Source organism: Ampullimonas aquatilis, assembly GCF_049675895.1.
Lineage (GTDB): Bacteria > Pseudomonadota > Gammaproteobacteria > Burkholderiales > Burkholderiaceae_D > Ampullimonas > Ampullimonas aquatilis.
This window is the reverse complement of the sequence record NZ_CP183834.1, coordinates 3,315,005-3,336,122: the sequence shown is the minus strand read 5'-3', so window position 1 is coordinate 3,336,122 and position 21,118 is coordinate 3,315,005. Positions and strand designations below refer to the sequence as shown.

General features: G+C 51.2%; 19 protein-coding genes and 4 tRNA genes. 9 read left to right on the top strand and 14 right to left on the bottom strand.

Going from position 1 to position 21,118, the window contains the following annotated elements:
* Positions 1-122: 122 nt before the first annotated feature.
* The 12 genes from ACMYR3_RS15630 to rpe all read right to left on the bottom strand — a co-directional run bounded on the left by ACMYR3_RS15630 (position 123) and on the right by rpe (position 9,587).
* Positions 123-512: a 4a-hydroxytetrahydrobiopterin dehydratase gene (locus ACMYR3_RS15630; protein ID WP_424192900.1), complete on the bottom strand. Its 390-nt coding sequence runs from the start codon at positions 510-512 to the stop codon at positions 123-125.
* A 112-nt stretch (positions 513-624) separates the two neighbouring features.
* Positions 625-701: transfer RNA gene (locus ACMYR3_RS15625), tRNA-Arg, on the bottom strand.
* A gap of 108 nt (positions 702-809) precedes the next feature.
* Positions 810-2,027, bottom strand: a complete 1,218-nt coding sequence (epsL, locus tag ACMYR3_RS15620) for an XrtB/PEP-CTERM-associated polysaccharide biosynthesis outer membrane protein EpsL (protein WP_424192898.1) — start codon at positions 2,025-2,027, stop codon at positions 810-812.
* Positions 2,028-2,225: 198 nt separating this feature from the next.
* The gene (locus tag ACMYR3_RS15615) at positions 2,226-3,083 is read right to left on the bottom strand and encodes a c-type cytochrome (RefSeq protein ID WP_424192896.1); all 858 of its coding nucleotides are present in this window, start codon (positions 3,081-3,083) and stop codon (positions 2,226-2,228) included.
* Between the two features lie 70 nt (positions 3,084-3,153).
* Positions 3,154-3,981: an indole-3-glycerol phosphate synthase TrpC gene (gene trpC / locus ACMYR3_RS15610; protein ID WP_424192894.1), complete on the bottom strand. Its 828-nt coding sequence runs from the start codon at positions 3,979-3,981 to the stop codon at positions 3,154-3,156.
* A gap of 16 nt (positions 3,982-3,997) precedes the next feature.
* Positions 3,998-5,026 (bottom strand): anthranilate phosphoribosyltransferase, encoded by a 1,029-nt coding sequence (gene trpD / locus ACMYR3_RS15605; RefSeq protein WP_424192892.1) that lies wholly within the window; start codon positions 5,024-5,026, stop codon positions 3,998-4,000.
* Between the two features lie 9 nt (positions 5,027-5,035).
* A complete protein-coding gene (locus ACMYR3_RS15600; protein WP_424192890.1) occupies positions 5,036-5,461 on the bottom strand; it encodes a hypothetical protein in 426 nt (141 codons plus the stop codon).
* A complete protein-coding gene (locus tag ACMYR3_RS15595; RefSeq protein ID WP_424192888.1) occupies positions 5,458-6,027 on the bottom strand; it encodes an anthranilate synthase component II in 570 nt (189 codons plus the stop codon). Before ACMYR3_RS15595 ends, ACMYR3_RS15600 begins: the two co-directional genes overlap by 4 nt.
* The gene (gene trpE / locus ACMYR3_RS15590; protein ID WP_424192886.1) at positions 6,028-7,521 is read right to left on the bottom strand and encodes an anthranilate synthase component I; all 1,494 of its coding nucleotides are present in this window, start codon (positions 7,519-7,521) and stop codon (positions 6,028-6,030) included. It abuts the gene before it with no gap.
* A 261-nt stretch (positions 7,522-7,782) separates the two neighbouring features.
* Positions 7,783-8,472: a phosphoglycolate phosphatase gene (gph, locus tag ACMYR3_RS15585; RefSeq protein WP_424192884.1), complete on the bottom strand. Its 690-nt coding sequence runs from the start codon at positions 8,470-8,472 to the stop codon at positions 7,783-7,785.
* Positions 8,473-8,492: 20 nt separating this feature from the next.
* On the bottom strand, positions 8,493-8,732 hold the full coding sequence (locus ACMYR3_RS15580) for a hypothetical protein (protein ID WP_424192882.1): 240 nt from the start codon (positions 8,730-8,732) through the stop codon (positions 8,493-8,495).
* A gap of 162 nt (positions 8,733-8,894) precedes the next feature.
* A complete protein-coding gene (gene rpe / locus ACMYR3_RS15575; protein ID WP_424192880.1) occupies positions 8,895-9,587 on the bottom strand; it encodes a ribulose-phosphate 3-epimerase in 693 nt (230 codons plus the stop codon).
* Positions 9,588-9,731: 144 nt separating this feature from the next.
* Between rpe and apaG the strand changes: the two genes are divergently transcribed.
* Positions 9,732-10,109: a Co2+/Mg2+ efflux protein ApaG gene (gene apaG / locus ACMYR3_RS15570; protein ID WP_424192878.1), complete on the top strand. Its 378-nt coding sequence runs from the start codon at positions 9,732-9,734 to the stop codon at positions 10,107-10,109.
* A 90-nt stretch (positions 10,110-10,199) separates the two neighbouring features.
* On the opposite strand, the gene ACMYR3_RS15565 is transcribed toward apaG, so the two are convergent.
* Positions 10,200-10,337: a hypothetical protein gene (locus ACMYR3_RS15565; protein ID WP_424192876.1), complete on the bottom strand. Its 138-nt coding sequence runs from the start codon at positions 10,335-10,337 to the stop codon at positions 10,200-10,202.
* On the opposite strand from ACMYR3_RS15565, the gene ACMYR3_RS15560 reads away from it, so the two are divergent.
* The 4 genes from ACMYR3_RS15560 to ACMYR3_RS15545 all read left to right on the top strand — a co-directional run bounded on the left by ACMYR3_RS15560 (position 10,336) and on the right by ACMYR3_RS15545 (position 16,021).
* The gene (locus tag ACMYR3_RS15560; protein WP_424192874.1) at positions 10,336-11,490 is read left to right on the top strand and encodes a murein transglycosylase A; all 1,155 of its coding nucleotides are present in this window, start codon (positions 10,336-10,338) and stop codon (positions 11,488-11,490) included. The genes ACMYR3_RS15565 and ACMYR3_RS15560 overlap by 2 nt on opposite strands.
* Before the next feature lie 157 nt (positions 11,491-11,647).
* Entirely contained in the window at positions 11,648-13,948 is a 2,301-nt protein-coding gene (locus ACMYR3_RS15555; RefSeq protein ID WP_424192872.1) for an EAL domain-containing protein, read from the top strand.
* A gap of 63 nt (positions 13,949-14,011) precedes the next feature.
* Positions 14,012-14,788, top strand: coding sequence for an enoyl-CoA hydratase (locus ACMYR3_RS15550; protein WP_424192870.1), 777 nt, complete (start codon positions 14,012-14,014; stop codon positions 14,786-14,788).
* Between the two features lie 126 nt (positions 14,789-14,914).
* Positions 14,915-16,021, top strand: a complete 1,107-nt coding sequence (locus tag ACMYR3_RS15545; RefSeq protein ID WP_424192868.1) for an NAD(P)/FAD-dependent oxidoreductase — start codon at positions 14,915-14,917, stop codon at positions 16,019-16,021.
* Positions 16,022-16,033: 12 nt separating this feature from the next.
* On the opposite strand, the gene ACMYR3_RS15540 is transcribed toward ACMYR3_RS15545, so the two are convergent.
* Entirely contained in the window at positions 16,034-19,393 is a 3,360-nt protein-coding gene (locus ACMYR3_RS15540; protein ID WP_424192866.1) for a DUF2126 domain-containing protein, read from the bottom strand.
* A gap of 177 nt (positions 19,394-19,570) precedes the next feature.
* Here ACMYR3_RS15540 and ACMYR3_RS15535 point away from each other — a divergent pair.
* From ACMYR3_RS15535 to tuf, 4 genes are all read left to right on the top strand, one after another.
* Positions 19,571-19,656 (top strand) — tRNA-Tyr (locus ACMYR3_RS15535).
* A gap of 14 nt (positions 19,657-19,670) precedes the next feature.
* Positions 19,671-19,744, top strand: a tRNA-Gly gene (locus tag ACMYR3_RS15530).
* A gap of 46 nt (positions 19,745-19,790) precedes the next feature.
* Positions 19,791-19,865: transfer RNA gene (locus ACMYR3_RS15525), tRNA-Thr, on the top strand.
* A 43-nt stretch (positions 19,866-19,908) separates the two neighbouring features.
* Complete coding sequence (tuf, locus tag ACMYR3_RS15520) at positions 19,909-21,099, top strand: elongation factor Tu (protein ID WP_424192846.1); 1,191 nt, start codon at positions 19,909-19,911, stop codon at positions 21,097-21,099.
* The last annotated feature ends 19 nt before the right edge of the window (positions 21,100-21,118 follow it).

The window sequence follows — 21,118 nt, the reverse complement described above, 5'->3', positions numbered from 1 at the left end:
TATATACTGGTATGGTGTATTTTAAAACAACCAGTATTAACGCACTATGTAAGCTGAATATGAGTGGTACTCATTAGGAGTACCTTGTTCTGGTGAGGTTTTGGTAACTGGTTTTTACGTGCTCAAGGCGCATCATAACGAATATAGGCATGTGCCGGATCATTGCCCGGCGTGCCATCCAGTCCCTGATTTTCATGCGCAGGCTGCCATTGAATAACCGATTCAATCTTGTGCGCCAGCGCTAAATCTTTGGCAGTCAAGCCGCCTGCTGAATGCGTGACCAGCTTGACGGTCAGGGAGTCATAACTCACCAGCAGATCAGGATGATGCCAAGCCGTTTCGGCCAAATGACCAATCGTGTTTACCACCATCAGTGTCGCCTTCCAACCATGCGTGCGGTAACGTCGGCATAAATGGCCATCCTCTAAAAACCAGTTGTGCAGATTGCTCTTGGCATCATTCAGCCGTTTCTCAACTTCCTCGTGTGACAGTACCGGAGAATGCGGATGCATAAGCGCTCCTCAAATCAAAGTAGATTAAAAGTACGGATGACTAGCCAGGCAGCCAAGCAAGAGTAGTGATGAGAACAGTATAAAACGACCAGAACAGTCGTCTGTAGGAATATGGCGCGCCTGACACGATTCGAACGTGCGACCCCTGCCTTCGGAGGGCAGTACTCTATCCATCTGAGCTACAGGCACGAAAGCGCAAATTATAGCCGAGTCTGTTACCGAAGGTGCGTCCACGTACCGGTTTCGCCAATAAAAAAAGCACCGCAAGGTGCCTTTTGGATGATTCTAATGAATAGATCAGAATGTGTAACCGACACGTGCGCCAATGGTGCGATCGTTGTATTCAAAGAGGGGATTGTTGGAATTACGATCCTCTTTGCGTACGTACAAGCCCAGATTCAAATTGCGTAGCGCGTTATAGCTGGCAGTCAGCTGATAGGCTTTGGTGTCGTCTTCACGGCCAATGCTGCCAGCAAAATTGGAATTACCGCGGTAGCTACGGTTACGTTTGTCGGCCAAGCCAGTCAGTGTGATTTTTGAAGTCAGCAAGTAGGTGACGGCAACGCCATAACGATCAGTCAAAATATATGCTGAAGTCAAATCCTGAATACCGTACAGATCACGGCCAATGTCAAAGCGGAAAGATGTGGTGCCGCTCAATACATAGTCCCAAGCCAGTGAGCCGGTAACGCCTGAGAAGTTGAACTGTGGCTGGAAGTCGTAATCACGTTTGGAATAAGCAATCGCACCGATCAAATTACTTTTACCTGTGACTTGCCACGAACCGTTGGCTTCGTAGTCATGCTGCTTGAATTTATAGGAAGAGCCGGCAACCTGGTTGGGATAGTCACCATCGGTATTACGATAGAGCAAACGGACTTTGGTGGCATCGGAGATGGAAAAACGCAAACCACCTTCGACGATGTCATATTTGATATTGCCGGAAGTGAAGTCATTGCGGCTGTTGTCACCTTTGAGTTGTGAGGCGCCAACAAAGACTTCCCAGCGTGGTGCGAATTCAAAATAAACGCTACCGGCGGCACGCTTGTCTCTTCTCACGTTAGGGCCGTTGGTACGAGTATCACCAAAGTTGGAGGTGAATTCATCTTGTGAGTATGACAGTTCGCCACTGAACAATCGGCCCAGGCGCCAGTTCCAGAGTGCACTGTAGTCAATATTGTGATTGTTGAAATCGCTATATTCACTAAAGCGATTGTCGATATAGGTCGCTTTCAGATGTACTTCTTGCAGGCTGATACGTTTGTCAAATGAGCCACCGAGTGTGGTCATATAAATATCGTCGGAGCGTTTGTCCTTGGTGGTGATACCAACAGAGGCAGGGCTCACGTTGCCAGGCAGGCGAAACACGTTGTTGTCGTGAATATAGTCAAAGCCCAGGTTGGCAGAAAATCCATCGCCAGGAATCGCGTAAGCAGAGACGGAAGTCAAGGTCAGTGCCACTGCGGCCAGCAGTTTGGCTTGACGAGAGCGGGTGTAAGCAGTTTTTTTCATCATGGCCCGTATTGTTGAGTAGTGAGTAACAAAAATGAGGTATTTGTATCTTTTTGCGAGGTTATCACGATTGCACGATTTTTTGCTGTGAACTGTGTTGCGAGGGTAAATTTTCCAAACGAGTTCACACAAAACTGTGGCATGAAAGCCATGCCGAAAAAAAAGCCGACTTGGGTCGGCTTTTTTGTATCGGATCGCCAATTACTTGGCTGCTTCAGCCATGTACTTGACTGCTGCCTTGATTTCATCGTCAGAATTGGCTGCACCACCTTTAGCAGGCATCACGCCTTTGCCATTCAATGCGCTGGCATACAGTACATCCAGACCTTGTTTCAGGCGTGGGCCCCAGGCAGCTTTGTCACCAAATTTGGGGGCGCCAGCCACACCGGCACCGTGACAAGTGATACAAACTGCCTCAAATACTTTTTTACCAACATCGGCAGCAGGCGCGGCAGCTTCTGCTTTAGCGGCTGGCGCTGGTGCAGCGGCAGCAACTACTGGTGCGGCTGCTGGTTCGGTGGTTTTGGTTTCGGCAACAGGGGCTGCTGTACCGCCTTTTGCTTCAGGTTCTTTGAATTTGGCACCAGAAGCATTGGCCATGTACACAATGGCACGACCAACTTCAACATCGTCCAGATCAGGATTGCCGCCGCGGGGTGGCATGGCGTTTTTACCGCTCAATGCGGATTTCAGCAGGCCTTCATAGCCTTGGCCCAAACGAGGACCCCAGGCAGCAGCATCGCCGAATTTAGGTGAGCCCGCTGCGCCAGCAGCGTGGCAGGCGGCACAAACTTCTTTGTAAACGGTTTCACCATTTTTTGCACCTTTGACGCCAGCGGCTTCTTTGAGCTCAAGCATGGCGACGGGTTTAATCCGCTCGGCGATTGATTCAGGCTTCATGGCATCGCTACCGGCGCCACTGCTTTGCTGAGTGCCTACGAAATAATTGGCCAAAAGTGCAATGATTGCAATCGGGATAACGAACGAAGCCACGATGGTAGCAATCAGTTGTTTGGGAGTCTTGATAGGACTTTCGTGTTCGTGGTTCGCGTCACTCATACAAATCGCTTTCTATGGATAGTGTCAAAATCTGGGGTGGTCGAATTTTCAATAACTCGCGATTATAACTTTAACCAGCGGACTCTTTGTCATCAGTTTTAAACATCTTGGCTAATTCAAGACCTGGATCAATAGCACGCATGAAGGCTTCACCGACTAAAAACCCATGAACATTGGCGTCACGCATGGTTTGTACGTCTGCTGATGAAAGAATGCCCGATTCAGTGACGACTAATTTTTCGGCAGGAATTTGTGGCAGCAGATTTAAGGTATTGGCCAAATGTGTTTCGAAAGTGCGCAAATTGCGATTGTTGACGCCCAGTAAAGGGGTTTTTAATTGCACAGCGGCATCAAGCTCTTCCGGGGCATGAATTTCAACCAGTACCGACATGGATAATTCGTGTGCCAAGGCTTCCAATTCTTTCATCAGGCCGGTATCCAGTGCAGCCACAATGAGCAGAATACAGTCAGCCCCCATCGCGCGTGCTTCATAGACCTGATAGGGGTCAATCATGAAGTCTTTGCGCAATACCGGTAATTGGCAGGCAGCGCGGGCTTGCTGTAGGTAAGTGATGGAACCTTGAAAAAATTGTTCATCGGTCAAAACTGAAAGACAGGCTGCACCGTGTCTGGCGTAGGTGCTGGCAATTTCGGCAGGACGAAAATCGGCCCGTAAAATACCTTTGGACGGTGATGCCTTTTTGATTTCGGCAATCACACCGGCTTGTCCCTGGGCAATTTTGTTACGTACTGCTTGCTCAAAGCCGCGCGGTTTAAGAACCGGATCGCTCAGGTTTTGCTCGGCTTCACGACGCAGTGATGGAAGATCACGATATTGACGAGCTTTAGCGATTTCCTCGGTTTTAACCTGCAAAATTATTTTTAATGTATCAGACATGATATTCGTTGGTTTGCTACGCAAACTGTTGAGTAAACTGAACCAGTTGATCCAGTTTGGCACGGGCACTGCCATTGGCCAGTGCTCCTTTTGCCAATTGAATGGCGTCAGCCAGTGAGGCACTGATACCACTGGCATAAATTGCGCCTGCCGCGTTGAGTGTGACGATATCACGAGCCGGACCAGCCTGATTTTCCAACACGGTTAAAACCGTAGTGCGAGATTCAGCAGCATTGGCGACGCGCAGTTGATCGCTACTGACGATCGAAAGGCCAAATTGTTCTGGATGAACTACATATTCGCGTACATCCCCGTTGGTCAATTCACCAACCAGCGTTTCGCCACTCAGGGTGATTTCATCCATGCCATCTTTGCCGTGCACAACCAGCGCCCGTTTTGAGCCCAGTTGTTGCAATACCCGCACCACAATACCGACCAGATCTGCATGAAAGACACCCAGCAATTGATTGGGTGCCCCAGCCGGATTGGTGAGTGGACCGAGGATATTGAACAGGGTGCGAATGCCAAGCTCTTTGCGCACCGGTGCAGCGTGTTTCATGGCAGCATGATGACTGGGTGCAAACATGAAACCAATGCCTGCCTGTTCGATGGACTGAGCGACCTGCTCGGGTGTCAGCATGATATTGACGCCTAATGCTTCGAGCACATCAGCGCTGCCAGAGTTGGAGGAGACACTGCGACCACCATGTTTGGCGACGCGAGCCCCCGCTGCTGCCGCAACAAACATGGCTGTGGTGGAAATATTAAAAGTATGAAAGCTATCGCCACCTGTGCCAGCTAGATCAACCAGGTCATCGGGGTGGTTGATCTTCACTTTGGTGGCAAATTCACGCATTACCTGAGCCGCCGCCGCAATTTCACCAATCGTTTCTTTTTTGACGCGTAATCCCATTATCAAGGCAGCAATCATGGGTGGTGACATTTCCCCGTTCATGATCCGGCGCATCAATGCGAGCATTTCATCGTGAAAGATTTCGCGGTGCTCGACCAAGCGAGCCAATGCTTCGGTATTGGTAATGGGCATGGTCAGCGTTTATTGATAAGTAAGTTTGATGGTTGGATAGGTTGTTTTGAGTTTTTCCAGGCGTCCGTATTGCGCATCGGCTTGACAGGCCAGGCGTGGGCTCTTGTCATCCAGCCCAGGTACGTTGGCCGGTTTGCTGGCCTTGTTGCAAGTGACCACCATGCTGCGTGTAAAACTCGCCGTGTTGCTGCGGTAGTCTTGCACAATGCCATGCCGACCCTGATCGCGTTCTTGCCCTTGCAAATAAGGAATCAATGCGTTTTCAAATTCACGAATATAACGAGCAGAACGTTGCGCATGCATGACCACGCAAGAGGCCATGCCGTCTTCGGCTTTTTCGGTTTGCAAACAGGTTTGCAAGGTGTCGGCCTGCGCCTGAACAGCAAATAAGGTTGATGTCAGAAGCAGGGCAGGAATGGTGTGAATTATCTTCATTGCGTTTGAATCAAAAAGTTTTTCAGTAATGCATGGCCATGTTCCGAGAGAATCGATTCGGGGTGAAACTGCACCCCTTCAATCGCCATGTCCGTATGTCTTACGCCCATGATTTCGCCGTCATCCGTCTGGGCGGTGATTTCCAGATGTTTGGGCAAACTTTCGCGTTCAATGGCCAGCGAGTGATAGCGCGTGACATTGAAGCGTTTGGGCAGATTGGCAAACACGCCTTGCTGGGTAGTTTCAATTTCGGAAACCTTGCCATGCATGATGGTCTTGGCGCGAATCACTTTACCGCCAAAGGCATGACCAATTGCCTGGTGCCCAAGGCAGACGCCGAGCATCGGAATTTTGCCAGCAAAATGTGTCAGTACCGCAACGGAAATACCCGCTTCTGCCGGACTGCATGGGCCGGGGGAAATGCAGATGCGTTGTGGATTGAGCGCAGCAATTTCTTCCAGCGTGATTTCATCATTACGATGAACGCGTACTTCTTCACCCAGCTCGCCAAAGTATTGCACCAGGTTGTAGGTGAATGAGTCGTAGTTGTCGATCATCAGTAGCATTTAAATCTCCCCGTCCAGACCATCTTGCACCTGCTCGGCAGCACGTAGTACAGCTCGCGCCTTATTTTCAGTTTCTTGCCATTCCGATTCCGGAACCGAGTCAGCCACAATGCCGGCGGCTGCCTGGACGTAAAGATTGCCATCTTTGATGACACCGGTACGAATGGCAATGGCCAGATCCATTTCACCACTAAAAGAAAGATAGCCAACTGCGCCACCGTAGATGCCGCGCTTGGTGGGTTCGAGTTCGTCGATGATTTCCATGGCATGGACTTTGGGAGCGCCAGTGAGTGTGCCAGCCGGAAAGGTGGCGCGCATGACATCAAGACTGGTCGTGTCGGGCAATAATTCGGCCTCGACCGAACTGACAATGTGCATCACGTGGGAGTAGCGTTCAATCACCATTTGATCGGTCACCTTGACACTGCCGATCTTGGCAATCCGGCCTACATCATTGCGAGCCAGATCGATCAGCATGACGTGCTCGGCGATTTCCTTGGGATCAGCCAGCAGTTCTTTGGCAAGTGCTTCATCCTGCTCGGGGGTGGCACCGCGCGGGCGGGTGCCAGCGAGTGGCCGAATCGTGACAATCTCTTTGCCCTGACGTTTTTCCTGGCGCACTAAAATTTCCGGTGAGGCGCCAACTACCTGAAAATCACCAAAATTGTAAAAATACATATAGGGTGAGGGATTCAGTGAGCGTAAAGCGCGATAGAGCGACAGCGGCGCGTCACGGTAAGGTTTGACCATACGCTGACCAACCTGTACTTGCATCATGTCACCTGCGGCGATGTATTCCTTGGCTTTCAATACCGCTGCCAGATAATCGGCTTTTTTGAAAGCGCGTTCTGTTTCCGTGCGTACTGATGCCGTTGTGACGGGCAGGTCTACTGGTTGTTTGAGGCGTATCTTGAGCTCAGTTAAGCGCTGCTTGGCACGCGTATAGGCTTCGCTTTGCGATGGATCTGCATAAACAATCAGGTAGAGCTTGCCTGACAGGTTATCGATGACGGCCAGTTCTTCAGTCAGCAATAATTGAATATCGGGCAGATGCAGATCATCGGTAGGGGCCTTGCCAACCAGTTTCTTTTCAATATAACGAACGGCATCGTAGCCAAAATAGCCGGCTAGTCCACCACAAAAACGGGGTAAGCCAGGTGGCAGAGCGACTTTGAACTGCGCTTGAAAACTGGCGATGAAATCGAGCGGATTAGCAATGGCACTTTGTACCACGACGCCATTTCTCAGTACCTCAATCTGGTTACCGCTGGCGCGAATCAGGGTGCTGGCAGGCAGGCCAATGATTGAATAGCGGCCAAAGCGCTCGCCGCCAACGACGGATTCCAGCAAAAAGCTGTTTTTGCCATATTGCTCGCGTTGAGCGAGTTTGAGATAGAGCGATAACGGGGTTTCGAGATCCGCCAATGCCTGGGTAATGAGCGGGATACGATTAAAGCCCTGGCTAACCAGAGAATTGAATTCAAGTTCAGTCATGATTTTTCCAAAAGAAGAAAGAACGGACTATTGGCGATTCTTCCTTCTGTCCGGCAAGATAAAGTGAAGTGCAGCGGGAGCAAAACGCATGAACTGCAAGTTCAAAACCTTGCCATATTAAACGAGCGTGAGGGGCTTGGACATGCAAAGCCTGCCTTCACGGACTTTTTCCTGTCGTTTCAGGTAAAAAGCCAGTGCCGCCAGGGCCAGGCTCCCCGGTCGGTATTGCCTGCGACGCGTCGTTTATTGAGAAACATGCTTTTAATGGGAGTGAGGTTTAACGCCATGTGCCAGCCGAACAGCGGCTTCGTGGAGTGTCTGGACTATACCATCTGCATCAATACTTTGTACATCCTGACCATGGTTGTAGCCATAAGGTAAAACCCAGATGGTGCAGCCTGCAGCTCGTGCAGAGAGTGCGTCATTGCAGGAGTCACCAATCACCAAGGTTTCTGCTGGTGTGGTTTGCATTGCTGTACAGGCCCCCAAAATCGGCTCAGGATTGGGTTTGCTTTTGGTAAAGCTGTCACCACCGAAGACAAAGTCGAAATAATGACGTAACCCTTTGCTTTCAAGCAAGGGTTCGGCAAAGGCAATTGGTTTGTTGGTCACGCAGCTGAGCAGCAGATTTTGCTCTTTCATGGTTTCCAGCCCTTCGAGCACACCGGGATAAACTTCCGCGTTGCGACCATTCATGACTTTGTAATAGTGCTTGTAGGTGGCTAAGGCCTGATCAAAATGCGTGTTGACCTGTTCCTCGCTCCAGTAAAGACTTAAGACGCTGCGTACCAGATTGTCAGTGCCTTTGCCGACCAGGCGCAAAATGGTTTCAATATCCAGGGGAGCCAGGTTGAGTTCAGTCAACATGGGCATGATGGCGGCATGAAAATCACCCGAGGTATCGATCAGGGTGCCGTCCAGATCAATGATGACGCTGCGAAAGGAGGACATAATGCTGCATGGCGCAAAAACTATCGAAGGCGCCCAATATAGCGAGATTCTGCGGGTTTGACTATGTTTTGTTCAGGTTTTCCTGCGACTTCTTTCTCAGGTTCGCTTGAAATAAAACGATCGCTGGAAAGCAGTTCGGTGACGATAGTTAAAATTTCAACCGAGTGGCTGGCGATTGCCTGGTTGAGTGTGTGCTCTGCGTACGCTTTGTTTTTGACAAACCGAACCATGTCAAAACCGCCAAGATCCTGGCGTTTCATGGCTTGCCATAATTTTGAGACGAGTAAGAGTTCCTGTGTGTTATCCATCATCCATACCTTTGTTGTTGGGTTTTCATTTTTTTAGTTAAAAAACTCAACTGATTTTGGATGGATGATGACTAGGTGGCAACCCTTATTTGTAGTGAAATGTGATGTTTTTGCTTATTTTGTGTGCAATTCAATCTGCTCGCGCATTGATTGGATGATGCCTGGGTAATCGGGCTTGCCAAAAATGGCTGAGCCAGCCACAAAGGTATCGGCACCTGCCTTGGCAATGGCGCCAATATTGTCGATTTTGACGCCACCATCGACTTCGAGCAGGATGTCACGACCGCTCGCGTCAATCCGTTCACGTACTGCAGCGATTTTGCGGAGTGCCTCGGGAATGAAAGATTGCCCACCAAAACCAGGGTTGACCGACATGATGAGGATGATGTCCAGTTTGTCCATCACATGATCCAGATAATGCAACGGCGTACCCGGATTGAATACCAGGCCGGCCTTGCAGCCGTGATCCCTGATCACTTGCAGGGTACGGTCGATATGCTCCGATGCTTCGGGATGAAAGGTGATGAGGCCAGCGCCAGCCTTGGCAAAATCGGGCACGATACGATCCACCGGCTTGACCATCAGATGCACATCAATTGGAATGGGTGTGCCGTCAGCGCGCTTGGCATAAGGTTTGATAGCTTCACAGACCAGTGGCCCAATTGTCAGGTTTGGGACATAGTGATTGTCCATCACATCAAAGTGAATGAAGTCGGCACCAGCGGCGATCACATTGGTGACTTCTTCGCCGAGCCGCGCAAAGTCGGCCGATAAAAGTGATGGAGCAATTCGGTAAGTCTTGGGCATAATGGTGTCGTCGTTGGTCTGATAGTAGCAATGAGTGGCAATACCCGATTGAAAAGGGCGATATCTGGCAAAGAGTGAAATTGTAGCGGCTCTTGCTATCGCAAACATAACAAGGCAGGGATTAACTAGGTGGAAGTTGGCGCGATGAATATCAAATATCAATTCACAGTGAGCATTAATAGCCAATACCTGGCCGATCAGTCTGATCCGGCGCAGCGCCGTTATGTATTTGCCTACACGGTGACGATTCGCAATACTGGCTCGGTGCCAGCCCAGCTGATTTCACGCCACTGGATTATTGAAGATGGTGAGGGGCAGGTTCAGGAGGTCAAAGGTTTGGGGGTGGTTGGTCATCAACCTTTGTTGCAGCCAGGCGAGCAATTTGAATACACCAGCGGTTCGTCCTTGACGACACCCGTAGGTTCGATGAAGGGTGAATATTTCTGTGTGGCCGAGGATGGAACACGTTTTGATGCACCGATCCCTGAATTTAGTTTGTCGATGCCACGCACTCTCCATTAAATATACTCACCAGTAGTAAGTGGTAAAATATGGCTCTTTAAGTGCGTAAATAAAAGGGCTGTATTTTGCTAATATACCAGTATATTTTTGTTAATCTTTTTTGGGTGGCAGGACTGGCTGCTCTTCGGTGTTTGGCGTGTCGGGTTTGCGGCCTTGAAACATGGTCCACCAGACAATGAAAACCAGCAAAAAAAGTGCAAAACCTGCTTCCAATAGCAAAATCCACATGAGTCGTGTACTCGCAAAATTAAAAACCCATTGTAGTCGGCTGTTACTCGTTTTGCTGCTTTTACCCATATTGTCATCTGCATGGGGACAAGTGGTGGGTTTGGCGGCCTTATTGGCTAATCCAACGACCACCTTTGATCAGTTGCCTGGCTGGGGGCAAGACGATTTGCAAGCGTTTTTACCGGCCTTGCTACAAAGCTGCCAGGCCTTGCGCAATGATGCAGACCTGACAGGCCTGTGCCAAAACTTTCAAGATGTTGCCGCTACCGATACCAAGCGCTTGCGGAGCCTGATTGAAAAACACTTTGTGGCTCAAATGATCAGACTGCCCGAGCGTGACAGTGGCTTGTTGACGGGCTATTACGAACCTTTGCTGCATGGCAGTCGCACGCGTGACGCGCGCTATCGTTTTGCGTTATACCGTAAACCGCCCGCTGCGCTTGTCAACAGCAGCCGCGCCGACATTACTAACGACAACGTATTGACGGGCTATGAGTTGCTCTGGGTGGACGATGAAATGGACGCCTTTTTCCTGCAAGTGCAGGGGTCTGGTCGCGTTATGCTGCCATCGGGGCAGATTGTGCGGGTTGGCTACGATGGCAATAATGGCGCAGCCTATCGCGCCGTTGGCGCTGTTTTGCTGGAACAAGGTGAAATGGAGCGCGAGCAAATCAGTATGCAATCGATTCGTGCTTGGACATTGTTAAACCCGGAAAAGGTGACGGATTTGTTGTTATCCAATCCGCGCTATGTTTATTTCCGCGAATTACCTTTGGTTAAGGCAAATGATGCCGATAAACCAGCAGGTCCTCCCGGTGCATTGGGTGTACCACTAACACCGGGACGCTCCATTGCGGCTGAAATGAGCCAAATACCGGCGGGCTGGCCTGTATGGCTGGCTCCGGATACACCCTTGTTATTACCGCGTCCCAATTCAGGCCGTGCAGCAGTCCAGGCTGGGCAAAATCGTGAGGTAGGTCGATTGGTTCTGGTACAAGACAAAGGGGCGGCAATTGAAGGAGTTTTGCGTTACGACCTTTTTATGGGGTTTGGGGCGGAGGCGGAGCGGATTGCCGGTGTATTGAAAGCGCCAGTGCAAGCCTGGTTGTTGGTGCCACGGACAGTTTTTATGTTGCAGGGCAAAAAGAATTGAATTAACGAGATATTTGACATACCCGGTCGTGGTATTTTTATTATTATGACCAGATGCCAGGGCAGGAGACAAACCCCGGGCATCAACGGTGACGGCTTACTAAAGACTATTGATCAATAGCGTAGGTCGTTTTTAGAAGAAAAACAACAAGTAAGACATGAGGCAAGACAAAGCGATGATTTTGTTTGGTCAACAAAAAACTGGCAATGAAGCCTTGTTCAGAATGCTCATGGAGCTGTCTGGCAGTCTGGTCTGCGTGACCGACGCACAAGGCCTGATCCGTGCCGCCAGCCGCTCCTTTGAAAGTGAGTTGGGTTACGCTATGGCGAGCCTCGAAGCTCGCTCGCTGAGCGATTATCTGCCGAAAAAGAATCGTGCCGATTATCAACGGCATCATGCCTGGTTACTCAGCAATCCGGGTAAAACACCGAGTGAATCGCTATTGAGTGAAATGTTGCATGTCGATGGCAGCTCACGCTTTTATTCGGTGCAATATCGTAATTGCCTCAATGATCCAGATATTCAGGGCATTGTGTATTTTGGTCAGGACATCACCACTCACATTCATTCGCGCCGCCAGGAGCGTGAGCGCAGCAAACGACAACTTGAATATCGGCAAATTCTGCTGGATTTGGCAACCACCACTCGACCTGTATTTGCCAAAGCGCTGGATCGTCTGCTAACTGTCGTGGCGGAAACTTTGCAAGTCGATGTGGCCGGTTACTGGCGTTTTAATGGCGAAAACCTGTTGCAGTGCGAGGCTGAATATCGTACCGATTTGCATGGTGAATCGGGGCATGGTGGTATGGCGCGCAACCAGGTTGGGCGCATGCTCAAGCTCAATATGGTGGAAGAGTACCGGGCCCGCATCTTTGCCAATGAGCCAGTGATCGTGCCTGATGTTTACGCTCATATGGCGGTGAATAATCAGCAGGTGCATTCCTGTTTTGAACATGGTGTGGGTGCTTTCCTGGATATTCCGGTCTGGTTTAATGGTGAGACGATTGCCATTCTCAATTTGCAGACACATTTCCGTTCCCGCATTTGGGAAGCGGAAGAATTCAACTTTGCGGCCAATATCAGCACACTCCTGTCGCTCTCATTGGAGCAGGAGCAGCGGATTCATGCACAGGCCAAAAATGAAGAATTGGCACTCTTTGATCCGCTCACCCATCTGCCCAACCGCCGTCATTTTGAACGGCGCTTTGCCGAAGTGCTCAAGCAGGCTGAATCGGAAAATAAAAAATTCTGTTTGATGATGATTGATCTGGATCATTTCAAGGAAATCAATGATACCTATGGTCATCATGCGGGCGATGAAGTGCTCAAATCAGCCGCTGATTTTCTCTGTAAGGTTGTGCCCACAGGCCACATGATCGCGCGCATGGGGGGCGATGAATTTGTCGTGCTGACGAGCCCGGATCACAATACCGAGCAGATGACCGACATTGCCGCGCAAATTGTGAATGGCCTGATGCAGCAGCAACCGGTGGTCTATATGCGGCAGTCCATTCTGGCCAGTGTGGGCGTGGCGATTTATCCCGATCATGGGACTGACTTGACCACCTTGTTGAAGAACTCCGATGCGGCCATGTATCAGGCCAAGCAGGATGGTCGATCGGCCAGTCGGGTGTTTGATGCTGAGCGCGTGTATGCGATTCGCAATTATCTGCAGCTGGAAAATGACCTGCGTCGTGCCGTGGAAAATGATGAACTGGTGCTGCATTACCAGCCCCAGATTGATCTGGTAACGGGCCTGGTGATTGGTGCCGAGGCGTTGTTGCGCTGGCAACATCCACTGCGGGGCTTGCTCAGTCCGAACGAGTTCATTGTGTTTGCAGAAAAGCGCGGTCTGCTGGAAGACATTACCGGTTGGGTCTTGCGTGAGGCTTGTCGTCAGGCCAAACAATGGGAAACCGAAGGGGTGCGTGATTGTGCCGTGTCCATCAACGCATCGGCACGTCAGTTTTATGATCGTACCTTTTTCGATTTGGTGAATCAGGCTTTGCAAGCGGTCGGCTTGTCACCGACCAAGCTGATTATTGAGCTGACCGAACATACCTTGATGGAACAGAATGCGGACTCCGAACAGACCATGCACCGGCTCGCGCAACTTGGTGTCGGTTTGGCAATTGATGATTTTGGCGTGGGCTATTCGTCATTGGCTTACTTGAAGCGCTTGCCGGTGGATACCATCAAGATTGACCGTACCTTTGTCACCGATCTGGAGCAGGATCAGGATAGCCAAGCCATTGTGCGGGCGATGGTTTCCATGGCGCATCACCTGCAATTGCTGGTGGTGGCCGAAGGGATTGAAACCAGTGCGCAGATGGAATTGCTCAAGGCCATGCATTGCAATATCGCCCAGGGCTATCTCTATGCCCGGCCATTACCAGCGGATCAAGCTTTGAGTTTCATGCTGGCTCGGCAAGGCTTGTTAATGGATACGATCTCATGATGTGATGGCGGTGGTGTCGTTCTACAATCAGAACTCCCCTTCGTCCTGTAGGAAACATACATCATGACCTATCACAATATTCTGGTTGAAACACGTGGCCCTGTTTGCCTGATTACGCTCAATCGTCCCAAGCAGCTCAATGCGCTCAATGACCAATTGATTGATGAATTGGTCGCTGCTTTGCAAATTTATGATGCCGATGCCGCGCTCGGTTGCGCGGTGATCACCGGCAGTGAAAAGGCCTTTGCGGCGGGCGCCGATATTGCGGCCATGGCCGGTTTCAGTTTTGTGGATTGTTACCAGGCCGATTACATCAGCCGCAACTGGGACAGCATCCGCCGGATTCGTAAGCCCATCATTGCCGCCGTGGCCGGTTTTGCGTTGGGTGGTGGCTGTGAACTGGCCATGTTGTGCGATTTTATATTGGCCGCCGATACCGCCAGGTTTGGTCAGCCCGAAGTCAAACTGGGTACTTTGCCTGGTGCGGGCGGCACACAACGACTGCCGCGCAGCATTGGCAAAGCCAAGGCGATGGAGCTGGCACTGACGGGCCGTTTGATGGATGCGGTGGAAGCCGAGCGTGCGGGCCTGGTGGCACGCGTGGTGGCTGCGGACAAATTACTGGAGGATGCGTTGGCCACGGCAACCAGCATTGCGTCATATTCACAGCCGATTGTCATGATGATCAAAGAGGCCATCAACAATGCTTTTGAGACCCCATTGAGTGAAGGGGTGCGTTTTGAACGGCGACTTTTTCATGCGAGTTTTGCTACCAACGATCAAAAAGAAGGTATGGCTGCGTTTCTTGAAAAACGGGTCGCCAATTTTACCAATAGTTAGATATACAGTAGGGATGTATTTTTATTGAATCAATAAATACGCGCTTAATGAGATAAATAATCGATATACCCCATGATATTTGATATTTTTTGATAATAATTGAAGCGCTTTGCGCATGTGTGAAATATGGAAAAAGTAGATTGTGTGGTGATTGGCGCGGGCGTGGTTGGCTTGGCCATCGCCAGGGAGGCGGCTCTGGCGGGGCGCGAAGTGATCATCGTCGAGCAGCACAACGCGATAGGCACCGAAACCAGCGCGCGCAATAGCGAAGTGATTCATGCCGGCATTTACTACCCGGCGGGCTCACTCAAAGCCCAGCTCTGCGTGCGCGGCAAGCACATGCTCTATGAGTTTTGTGAAAGTCATCAGGTGGCACATCGGCGCTGCGGCAAACTGCTGGTGGCGACTGATGACAATCAAATCCATGATGGTGCGCATAGTCTGGCCGCCATTCAAAAAAAGGCACAAGCCAATGGTGTCAACGACTTGACCTGGCTGACCCGCGATGAAGCGCAAGCCATGGAGCCCAAGCTGCAATGCGTGGCCGCGCTGTTTTCACCATCCACCGGTATTATCGACACGCATGGCTATATGCTGGCCTTGCTGGGGGATGCCGAAGCCCGCGGTGCCATGCTCGCGCTTGAGTCGCCGGTGTTGCATGGGCAATGCAGCAACGACGGGATTGAACTGCACACGCCGGAGTTGAGTGTGCGGGCCAAAACCGTATTCAATAGTGCTGGTTTGCATGCGCCAGGTCTGGCTGGCAAGTTTGCCAGACTGCCAAGGCAATTTGTGCCACCAGCGTTTTATGCCAAGGGTAATTACTACAGCTTGTCAGGCAAGAGCCCATTTACGCGGCTGGTTTATCCCATGCCCAATGAAGCAGGTCTGGGTGTGCATCTCACGCTCGATTTAGGTGGCCAAGCGCGTTTTGGCCCCGATGTGGAGTGGATTGATGCCATCAATTACGACGTTGACATTCGTCGCGCCGATTCCTTTTATGCCGCGATTCGCCAATACTGGCCCGAACTGCAGGACGCTGCTCTGCAACCCGGTTACGCGGGGATTCGCCCCAAGATTGCCGGCCCTGAAGACAAGGCTGCCGACTTTGTGATTCAAGGCCCACAAGTGCATGGCGTGCCAGGTTTGCTCAACCTCTTTGGTATTGAGTCACCTGGCATTACCGCCAGCCTGGCACTGGCGCAATATGCCTACGCTCACGCACAGGCATAAGGCTATTGGCTGTCAAGGCTCCCAGCGCAAATCCAGGGTATACGGATACGAAGGATTCTTGGGCTCGGGCGTGACATGCATTTCGCCCGGAGTGTGGTTATGCGTGGTAAAGCGCGCAAAGCGGCGTGCTTCAGCCGCGTTGGCATTAATCGGAAAGTCCTCGTAGCTGCGGCCACCCGGATGCACGACATGATAAGTGCAGCCACCCAATGATTTATTGGACCAGGTGTCCACCAGATCAAACACCAATGGTGCATGAATGCCAATGGTGGGGTGCAGTGCCGATGGCGGTGCCCAGGCGCGAAAACGGATTCCGGCCACATACTCACCCGGTACTCCCGTTGGTGCTAACGGCACTGGGCGGCCGTTGCAGGTCACCGCATAGCGCGAGGCCGCGCTGCCATTACCCACGCTCACGCCTGCCGTCATGCCATTCACCTTGAGCTGCATGCGTTCAACCGATGAGTCCACATAGCGCGAGGTGCCAGAGCCAGACATTTCCTCACCCAAGACATGCCAGGGCTCAATGGCTTGACGCAGTTCCAGGGTGATGCCGTCATAGCTGGCGGTGCCGTAACGCGGGAATCGAAATTCGATAAAACTGGCAAACCAGCTGTCTTCAATGGGGTAACCGGCATGGCGCAAGTCCGCCAAGACATCGGCAAAATCGCTTTCCACAAAATGCGGCAACATGAATTCATCATGCAGCGCGGTACCCCAACGAATCGGTTTGCCGCGATAGGGTTCTTTCCAGAAGCGGGCAATCAAGGCGCGCAGCAACAGCATTTGCAGACAGCTCATCTGCCAGTGCGGCGGCATTTCAAAGCCTCTGAATTCGAGCAGACCCAGGCGACCAGTCGGGCCATCGGGTGAGTAGAGCTTGTCGATGCAAAACTCGCTGCGATGTGTGTTCCCGGTCAAATCGGTGAGCAAATGCCGCAGCAGTCGATCAATCAACCAGGGCTGTGCGTGATCTTTACCATGCTCACTATGTTTGTGCAGTTGCTGCAGGGCAATTTCGAGTTCATACAGACGATCATCGCGTGCTTCATCAACCCGTGGTGCCTGTGAGGTCGGGCCGATAAATGTGCCAGAAAACAGATAGGACAGTGAGGGGTGGTTTTGCCAGTACAGAATCAAACTACCCAGTAATTGTGGACGCCGCAGCAGTGGTGAGTCGGCTGCGGTGGCACCACCAAATGTCACGTGGTTGCCGCCCCCGGTGCCAGTGTGGCGACCGTCCTGCATAAACTTGTCAGTGCCCAGTCTGACCTGACGCGCTTCTTCGTAAAGTGTTTCGGTGCGATGGGTCAGTTCTTCCCAGCTTTTTGAAGGATGGATATTGACTTCTATCACACCAGGATCGGGGGTGATGGCCAAATGGGAAACCCGTTCATCGCGCGGCGGTGGATAGCCTTCAATGACTACCGGTAACTTGAGTTGACGAGCCACTGTTTCAATAGCGCCGAGCAAATCCAAATAGTCTTCAAGACGGCTTAAAGGGGGGAAGAATAAGCTGATATGACCATTGCGCACTTCGACTGCTAACGCGGTTTTGATGACGTCCTGTGGTTTGGGATTGCCACTGGACGCATGCTTGATATCCTTGATCTTGATGCGTTTACCAGCCAGTTTGGATTTGCTGGCAAAAGGATCCAGTGGAAATTCGTACTCTTCGTCTTCCGGTTGTACCCAGGGCAGTGAATTGAGCGGTAGTCGCAAACCCATCGGTGAATCACCTTTGAGCAGATAGAGCCGTTCACGTCGAATGGGCCAGAGTGAGCTAAACCATTCGGTTGGCTGAGCATTTTTCTTTTTGATCTTTTCAGGTTCCGCGTCAAAGTCGGCCAAGGGTTTCAGCGGCAGAATGAAACCGGTTGCCTGATCCAGTCCCCGCTGCAGAACCCGGCCTAGATTCATACGCGTATCGCGTTTACTCAAGTCAAATTCGAGTGGATCCAGATTGATCGGCAGTGCGGTTTCTTCGATCAGCAAAGACGGCATATCTTCATAAGCCGTGATGACGAAGTCTTCGGCAAGTCCCAGTTCCCCCACCAATTTGCGCATCAATCGTTGTGCGTCAGCCAACGTGGACTTTCCTGCGGATTGAGTCGGAGCGAGCAACTGTGGATCTTTCCAGATTGGCTTGCCATCATGTCGCCAGTAAATATTGAGCGCCCAACGTGGTAACGGTTCACCTGGATACCATTTACCTTGCCCAACATGAAGTAAATAGCCGGTTTCACCAGCAAACTTTTTGGCAATCCGGTCCGTCAGGACGCAGCCCAGTTCATATTTTTTGGGTGATAGGGCGGTGAAGTTCCATTCGGGCCCTTCCATGTCATCAATCGAGATGAATGTGGGTTCGCCACCTTGCGTCAGGCGCACATCCTGTTTTTTGAGTTCGGCGTCGATCTTGAACCCCAGCTTATTGATGGCAGCCCATTGCGAATCTGAAACCGGCTTGGTGACGCGAGGGTCCTCGTGAACGCGACGAACACTCATCGCAAAATCAAATTTGACATCTGCTTTTTCGGTCATGCCGATGACGGGAGCGGCACTGCCAGGCGAGGCGGTGGCTGCCAATGGGATGTGGCCTTCGCCCGCAAACAGGCCAGAGGTTGGATCAAGACCAACCCAGCCAGCGCCCGGTATGTAGACTTCGCACCATGCATGCAGATCGGTGAAATCCTTTTCCGGACCTGCCGGGCCATCAATGGCTTTAATGTCAGCGGTAAGCTGGATCAGATAGCCCGAGCAAAAGCGCGCGGCCAAGCCAAGATGGCGCAGCAAATTCACCATCAGCCAACTGGTGTCACGGCAAGAACCTTGTTGTAGTGTGAGTGTTTCTTCAGGTGTCTGTACACCTGGCTCCATTCGAACCAGGTAGCGAATGTCGTTGGCAAGTTGGCTGTTGATTGCGACCAGCTTGTCCACGATCGGGATCGGTTTGCTCAAGTGGGCTTCACGATAATTGCTAAGCCATTTTGCAAAGTGTGGGGTAGGGGCGCTGGTTTCAAGAAACGGTGCTAGCTCTTTGGCAAGTGATTCGGGATAGTTGAATGGATATTTCTCGGCATATTCTTCGACAAAAAAATCAAAAGGATTGATCACTGTCATATCGGCAATCAGGTCGACTTCGATTTCCAGCTTGTCGGCTTTTTCAGGAAACACCAAACGCGCAATGTAATTGCCGTAGGGATCCTGCTGCCAATTTAAAAAATGTGTCTTGGGCTCGATATTGAGCGAATAGGAAATGATGGGTGTTCGTGTGTGTGGTGCGGGACGCAGGCGAATTTCGTGCGGAGAGATCGTGATCGGACGATCAAAATGATAGGTAGTACAGTGATTAAGTGCGACGCGAATAGCCATAAGAGCTTTATGTGTGTGAAGAGTGATAGATAAAACAGCAAGAGTAATGCCGTGACAGGTTGCACCGTATTGGTGCAAAATATGAGTTAAAATAGGATTGCATCGAAATAATTAAAAAATAATACAGTAATAACTTGACAGAAAGAGAATTCTTTCCCATAATTTGTGGTTCTCTGCGGAGGGGTGCCCGAGTGGCTAAAGGGGGCAGACTGTAAATCTGTTGGCTTACGCCTACGTTGGTTCGAATCCAACCTCCTCCACCAGAATTTCCTGCTTTGCGGGTGTAGCACAATGGTAGTGCAGAAGCCTTCCAAGCTTATGACGAGGGTTCGATTCCCTTCACCCGCTCCAATTCCCTTGCTTGCTGGTAGCGGTGGGTGCGGGGTTGAGTGAATTTGCCCATGTGGCTCAGTGGTAGAGCACTCCCTTGGTAAGGGAGAGGTCGCGAGTCCGATTCTCGCCATGGGCACCAGTTGTTTTGATTATTGTTTGTTGGTTGTCGTTAGGAGTCCAAAATGGCAAAAGAGAAGTTTTCGCGTACGAAGCCACACGTTAACGTGGGCACAATTGGTCACGTGGACCATGGCAAGACGACCTTGACAGCGGCGATCACGACAGTGCTGTCGACTAAATTTGGTGGTGCGGCCAAGAAATATGATGAGATTGACGCAGCGCCAGAAGAAAAAGCGCGCGGTATTACCATCAACACCGCCCACGTAGAATACGAAACTGAAAACCGTCACTACGCGCACGTTGACTGCCCGGGTCACGCCGACTACGTCAAAAACATGATTACCGGCGCAGCCCAGATGGATGGCGCCATTCTCGTGGTGTCGGCAGCGGATGGCCCCATGCCGCAGACCCGTGAGCACATCCTGTTGGCGCGTCAGGTTGGTGTGCCTTACATCGTCGTCTTCATGAACAAAGCCGACATGGTGGATGATGCTGAGTTGCTGGAACTGGTTGAAATGGAAGTGCGTGAACTGCTCTCCAAATACGACTTTCCCGGTGACGACACGCCAATCATCAAAGGTTCTGCCAAGCTCGCCCTCGAAGGCGACAAAGGCGAATTGGGTGAAGAAGCCATCTTCAAGCTGGCTGCTGCCTTGGATAGCTACATCCCCACCCCTGAGCGCGCGATTGATGGTGCCTTCCTCATGCCAGTGGAAGACGTCTTCTCCATCTCGGGCCGTGGTACCGTGGTAACGGGTCGTATCGAGCGTGGTATCGTTAAAGTGGGTGAAGAGATTGAAATTGTTGGCATTCGTCCCACCCTCAAAACCACCTGTACCGGCGTTGAAATGTTCCGCAAACTGCTTGACCAAGGTCAGGCGGGTGATAACGTGGGTGTACTGCTGCGTGGTACCAAGCGTGAAGAGGTGGAGCGTGGTCAAGTATTGTGCAAACCTGGTTCAATCAAGCCCCACACCCACTTCACTGCCGAAGTGTATGTCCTGTCAAAAGATGAGGGTGGTCGTCATACCCCCTTCTTTAACAACTATCGCCCCCAGTTTTACTTCCGTACCACGGATGTGACTGGTGCTATTGAATTGCCGAAAGACAAAGAGATGGTGATGCCAGGTGATAACGTTCAGATCACGGTGAAACTGATCGCGCCGATTGCGATGGAAGAGGGGCTGCGTTTTGCGATTCGCGAGGGCGGTCGTACCGTCGGGGCCGGCGTCGTCGCTAAAATCGTTGAGTAAGAAATAATGGGGGTGATCC

Coding starts and splice junctions, on each gene's coding strand:
- ACMYR3_RS15540 (WP_424192866.1), bottom strand. CDS start 19,393: ATGGCTATTCGCGTCGCACTTAATCACTGTACTACCTATCATTTTGAT.
- ACMYR3_RS15565 (WP_424192876.1), bottom strand. CDS start 10,337: ATGTGGATTTTGCTATTGGAAGCAGGTTTTGCACTTTTTTTGCTGGTT.
- ACMYR3_RS15595 (WP_424192888.1), bottom strand. CDS start 6,027: ATGCTACTGATGATCGACAACTACGACTCATTCACCTACAACCTGGTG.
- gph (WP_424192884.1), bottom strand. CDS start 8,472: ATGTCCTCCTTTCGCAGCGTCATCATTGATCTGGACGGCACCCTGATC.
- ACMYR3_RS15580 (WP_424192882.1), bottom strand. CDS start 8,732: ATGAAACGCCAGGATCTTGGCGGTTTTGACATGGTTCGGTTTGTCAAA.
- rpe (WP_424192880.1), bottom strand. CDS start 9,587: ATGCCCAAGACTTACCGAATTGCTCCATCACTTTTATCGGCCGACTTT.
- ACMYR3_RS15615 (WP_424192896.1), bottom strand. CDS start 3,083: ATGAGTGACGCGAACCACGAACACGAAAGTCCTATCAAGACTCCCAAA.
- trpE (WP_424192886.1), bottom strand. CDS start 7,521: ATGACTGAACTTGAATTCAATTCTCTGGTTAGCCAGGGCTTTAATCGT.
- epsL (WP_424192898.1), bottom strand. CDS start 2,027: ATGATGAAAAAAACTGCTTACACCCGCTCTCGTCAAGCCAAACTGCTG.
- ACMYR3_RS15555 (WP_424192872.1), top strand. CDS start 11,648: ATGAGGCAAGACAAAGCGATGATTTTGTTTGGTCAACAAAAAACTGGC.
- ACMYR3_RS15600 (WP_424192890.1), bottom strand. CDS start 5,461: ATGAAGATAATTCACACCATTCCTGCCCTGCTTCTGACATCAACCTTA.
- ACMYR3_RS15560 (WP_424192874.1), top strand. CDS start 10,336: ATGAGTCGTGTACTCGCAAAATTAAAAACCCATTGTAGTCGGCTGTTA.
- trpC (WP_424192894.1), bottom strand. CDS start 3,981: ATGTCTGATACATTAAAAATAATTTTGCAGGTTAAAACCGAGGAAATC.
- trpD (WP_424192892.1), bottom strand. CDS start 5,026: ATGCCCATTACCAATACCGAAGCATTGGCTCGCTTGGTCGAGCACCGC.
- ACMYR3_RS15545 (WP_424192868.1), top strand. CDS start 14,915: ATGGAAAAAGTAGATTGTGTGGTGATTGGCGCGGGCGTGGTTGGCTTG.
- ACMYR3_RS15630 (WP_424192900.1), bottom strand. CDS start 512: ATGCATCCGCATTCTCCGGTACTGTCACACGAGGAAGTTGAGAAACGG.
- ACMYR3_RS15550 (WP_424192870.1), top strand. CDS start 14,012: ATGACCTATCACAATATTCTGGTTGAAACACGTGGCCCTGTTTGCCTG.
- tuf (WP_424192846.1), top strand. CDS start 19,909: ATGGCAAAAGAGAAGTTTTCGCGTACGAAGCCACACGTTAACGTGGGC.
- apaG (WP_424192878.1), top strand. CDS start 9,732: ATGAATATCAAATATCAATTCACAGTGAGCATTAATAGCCAATACCTG.